The organism is Streptomyces sp. NPDC002935, from assembly GCF_040611295.1.
In the GTDB taxonomy this organism is placed as follows: Bacteria; Actinomycetota; Actinomycetes; order Streptomycetales; family Streptomycetaceae; genus Streptomyces.
The window spans coordinates 1-4,021 of record NZ_JBEXNW010000086.1 but is presented as its reverse complement, the minus strand read 5'-3'; the positions used below and the strand labels follow the sequence as shown (position 1 = coordinate 4,021).

The following is a 4,021-nucleotide window of genomic DNA, read 5'->3' as shown; positions in this document are numbered from 1 at the left end:
TCACGTCCGGCCAATGGGAAGACATTCGAGCTAGCCGCCACGGCGGCGCTCCCGCGCCGGAGCCGGCCGCCGCGCGGGGCCGTCAGAGCCGGGACAGCTCGTCCACCAGGTCGTCCAGGCCCAGCGAGCCCTGGGACAGGGCGGCCATGTGCCAGGCCTTGGCGTCGAAGGCGTCACCGTGGCGCTTCTTCGCGTTCTCGCGGCCCAGCAGCCAGGCACGCTCACCCAGCTTGTAGCCGATGGCCTGGCCGGGCATCGTGAGATAGCGGGTCAGCTCGCTCTCCACGAAGTCGGCCGGGCGGCTGCTGTGCGCGCCGAAGAACTCCTGCGCCAGCTCCGGTGTCCAGCGCTCGCCCGGGTGGAACGGCGCGTCGGCCGGAATCTCCAGCTCCAGGTGCATGCCGATGTCGACGATGACCCGGGCGGCCCGCATCATCTGCGCGTCGAGGTAACCGAGCCGCTGCTCCGCGTCCGTGAGGAAACCGAGCTCGTCCATCAGCCGCTCCGCGTACAGCGCCCAGCCCTCGCAGTTGGCGCTGACCTGGCCGACGGTGGCCTGGTACCGGGACAGGTCCTCGACGACGTACACCCACTGCGCGAGCTGGAGGTGATGGCCGGGGACACCCTCGTGGTACCAGGTCGAGACGAGGTCGTAGACGGGGAAACGCGTCTGCCCCATCGTGGGCAGCCAGGTACGGCCCGGACGGGAGAAGTCCTGCGAGGGGGCGGTGTAGTAGGGGGCCGCGGCGCCGCCGGGCGGGGCGATGCGGGACTCCACCTTCCGTACCGGCTCGGCGAGTTCGAAATGCGTGCCGTCCAGGGCCGCGATCGCCTCGTCCATCAGCTCCTGGAGCCACGTCCGGACTTCCTCGACGCCTTCGATGTGCCGGCCGTGCTCGTCGAGGTGCGCGAGCGCGACCCAGGGAGTCGCGGCGCCGGGCAGGATCTTCTCGGCCTCGGTCCTCATCTCGGCGAGGAGACGGTGGTACTCGGCCCAGCCGTACGCGTAGGCCTCGTCGAGGTCCAGATCCGTACCGTTGAAGTAGCGCGCCAGCCGTGCGTACCGCTCGTGGCCCACCGTGTTCGGCGCGCCCTCGATCGTGGGCTCGTACACCTCGCGCATCCAGTCCCGCAGGGCGACCAGCGACTCAGTGGCGGCACGCGCCGCCGCGTCCAGCTCCGCGCGCACGGAGTCGGGGCCCGCCACGACGAACTCCTCGAACCAGCCACGGCCCTGCCCGTCCGTGTCCGACCACTCGGTGAGCTGCTCGATGAACGTCGCGGTCGGGCGCGGGCCCGCGTACAGCTTGCGGTCCAGTCCGAGCGCCAGGGATTCCCGGTAGCCCGCGAGCGCGGCCGGCACCGCGCGCAGCCGCTCGGCGACCGCGGCCCAGTCCTCGTCGGTCTCCGTCGGCGTCAGGGTGAAGACCTGCCGCACACTGTGCGCCGCCGTGTGCAGGTTGCCGACCGACCGCAGGCCCTCGCCCGCGTCGTGGACCGCGAGGCCGGCGGTGAGCCGCTCACGCAGCAGCCGGGCACAACGGCGCTCGATGTCACGTTCCGCGCCGGGCAGCCGCTCCGCCTCGTCCAGCCGCGCGAGCGTCACCCGCGCCAGCTCGGCGACAGCCTCCTGGCCGGCTGGCGAGGTGTCGGGGAGCCTGCTGTGACTCTCCCGCACACCGAGGTAGGTACCGAGAACCGGGTCAAGGGCGATGAGCTCGTCGACGTACGCGTCGGCGACCTCGCGGGGCAACGGGTTCTTCGTCTGCGACATGCGCTCATCCTCATACGGGGACGGGCGCCGCGTCAGCCCGGTCAGCCGGGCTTTTCACCGCATCAGCCGGATTTGGCCGGAGGTGATGTGCCCGGCGCGGCGGGTGGCAGCAAGGGGCCGCAGTCCCACTGCTGGAATATCAACCGCGTCTCCACCCGCGCCACTTCGCGCTGCGAGGTGAACTCGTCGAGCACCAGTCGCTGCAGATCCGCCATGTCCGCGACCGCGACATGGACGAGGTAGTCGTCGGGGCCGGTGAGATGGAAGACGGTACGGGACTCCGGAAGCACCCTGATCCGGTCCACGAAGGGCCCGACCAGTTCCCGGCGGTGCGGCCGGACCTGCACCAACAGCAGCGCCTCGAGACCCCGGCCCAGCTTCGCCGGGTCCAGCCGCAGCTGATGGCCGAGAATCACCCCTGCCCGCCGCAGTCTGGTCACCCGGTCCAGACAGGTCGAGGGCGCGACCCCGACCTGCGCCGCGAGATCGCGGTACGTCGTCCGTGCGTCGTTCTGCAACAGCCGCAACAGATGAAGATCCACCGGATCGAGTACGACAGAATCGGCCATGGCGCGAACGTAGCACGGGATGTGGCGCCCGAACCCCGTCCGGTGTTCAGGCTGCCGCCCATGGACTCCGTTGTGTACGACACCCGCGGCGCGTACGACGCGCAGGACGACCTGAACGGCATCGGTCAGGTCTTCGCCGCTCCCGGGCCCCGGGCCCTCGCCACCGAAGCCGTGCACGCCGGCCGGGAGGATCTGGCCGCTCTGGGGCTGCACGCCGCCCCGATCGACCTGTCCACCACCTACCCCTCGTACGACAGCCGCGGCGAGGCCGCCCGGATCGACGCCTTCGCGGCCGACGGCGCAGAGCCCGAGGGCCCGCCCGTCTACGCCCGCCTCGGCAATCCGACCGTCGCCCGCTTCGAGACCGCCCTCGCGCGCCTCGAAGGCACCGAGAGCGCGGTCGCCTTCGCGAGCGGCATGGCCGCGCTGAGCGCCGTCCTCCTCGTACGGAACGCGATGGGGCTGCGTCACGTCGTCGCCGTACGTCCCCTCTACGGCTGCAGCGACCACCTCCTCACGGCCGGACTGCTCGGCACCGAGGTCACCTGGGTCGACCCCGCGGGCATCGCCGACGCGCTCCGCCCCGACACGGGCCTCGTGATGGTCGAGTCCCCGGCCAACCCGACGCTCGCCGAGCTCGACCTCCGGGCCGTGGCGCACTCCTGCGGTTCCGTCCCCCTCCTCGCAGACAACACCTTCGCCACGCCCGTGCTGCAACGCCCCGCCGAACACGGCGCGCGCCTGATCCTGCACAGCGCCACCAAGTACCTGGGCGGACACGGGGACGTGATGGCCGGAGTCGTCGCGTGCGACGAGGACTTCGCCCGGCGGCTGCGCCAGGTGCGGTTCGCGACGGGAGGTGTCCTGCATCCGCTGGCCGGCTATCTGCTGCTGCGCGGCCTGTCGACGCTGCCCGTCCGGGTCCGGGCCGCGTCCTCGAACGCCGCGGAACTCGTCCGCCGGCTCGCCGCCGATCCGCGCGTCGCCCGCGTCCACTATCCGCGCATCGGTGGCGCCATGATCGCCTTCGAGGTCCACGGCGACCCCCACGACGTCATCGCCGGAGTCCGGCTGATCACCCCCGCCGTGAGCCTCGGCAGCGTCGACAGCCTCATCCAGCACCCGGCCTCCATCAGCCACCGCATAGTCCCCACCGAGGACCGCCACGAGTCGGGCGTCAGCGACCGCCTGCTGCGCCTGTCGGTGGGCCTGGAGGACGTGGACGACCTGTGGTCCGACCTGGACGGAGCACTGGGGTACACGAACGGGGGATGAGGCTCCTTGGGCGGAGGGCGGAGGGCGGAGGCGGAGGGGCGGGGGATGAAGGCCGGGGATGAGGGTGTCGGCGGTGCCCTGCGGGTCCCGCGGCTCCCGGCGTGCGGGGCGAGCCACGGGAACCGCGCCCCCGCCGAGGACTTCGCTCCGCCGGGCCACCGCCGCCCGGCGTTCCCCGTCGGGCGGAGCGGCCGACGGGCCGGCTCCGGTCTGGTGGCCCGGGCCGGTGGGCCGGGGCAGGTGGAGCGGCGGGTCGCGGACCCGCGTTCTCGGGGCTAGGGCCTGTCCGGCGGATCAAGTCGGAGGAGACCTGCGGCGCCTGATCAGCGCACGTGAGCGGGGTCTGGTGCGTCCAACTGCAAGGCGGAGGAGGGCGTCGATGCGGAGCATCGGCAACCGACGA

The 4,021-nt window shown here is 72.3% G+C and carries 3 protein-coding genes; 1 reads left to right on the top strand and 2 read right to left on the bottom strand.

From position 1 onward, the window contains the following. Positions 1-82 precede the first annotated feature (82 nt). Positions 83-1,774: a DUF885 domain-containing protein gene (locus ABZX90_RS43710; RefSeq protein WP_355213716.1), complete on the bottom strand. Its 1,692-nt coding sequence runs from the start codon at positions 1,772-1,774 to the stop codon at positions 83-85. Between the two features lie 62 nt (positions 1,775-1,836). Continuing rightward, complete coding sequence (locus tag ABZX90_RS43705; protein WP_351126897.1) at positions 1,837-2,343, bottom strand: Lrp/AsnC family transcriptional regulator; 507 nt, start codon at positions 2,341-2,343, stop codon at positions 1,837-1,839. On the opposite strand from ABZX90_RS43705, the gene ABZX90_RS43700 reads away from it, so the two are divergent. Beyond that, positions 2,305-3,618 (top strand): PLP-dependent transferase, encoded by a 1,314-nt coding sequence (locus ABZX90_RS43700; protein WP_355213715.1) that lies wholly within the window; start codon positions 2,305-2,307, stop codon positions 3,616-3,618. The genes ABZX90_RS43705 and ABZX90_RS43700 overlap by 39 nt on opposite strands. Positions 3,619-4,021 lie beyond the last annotated feature (403 nt).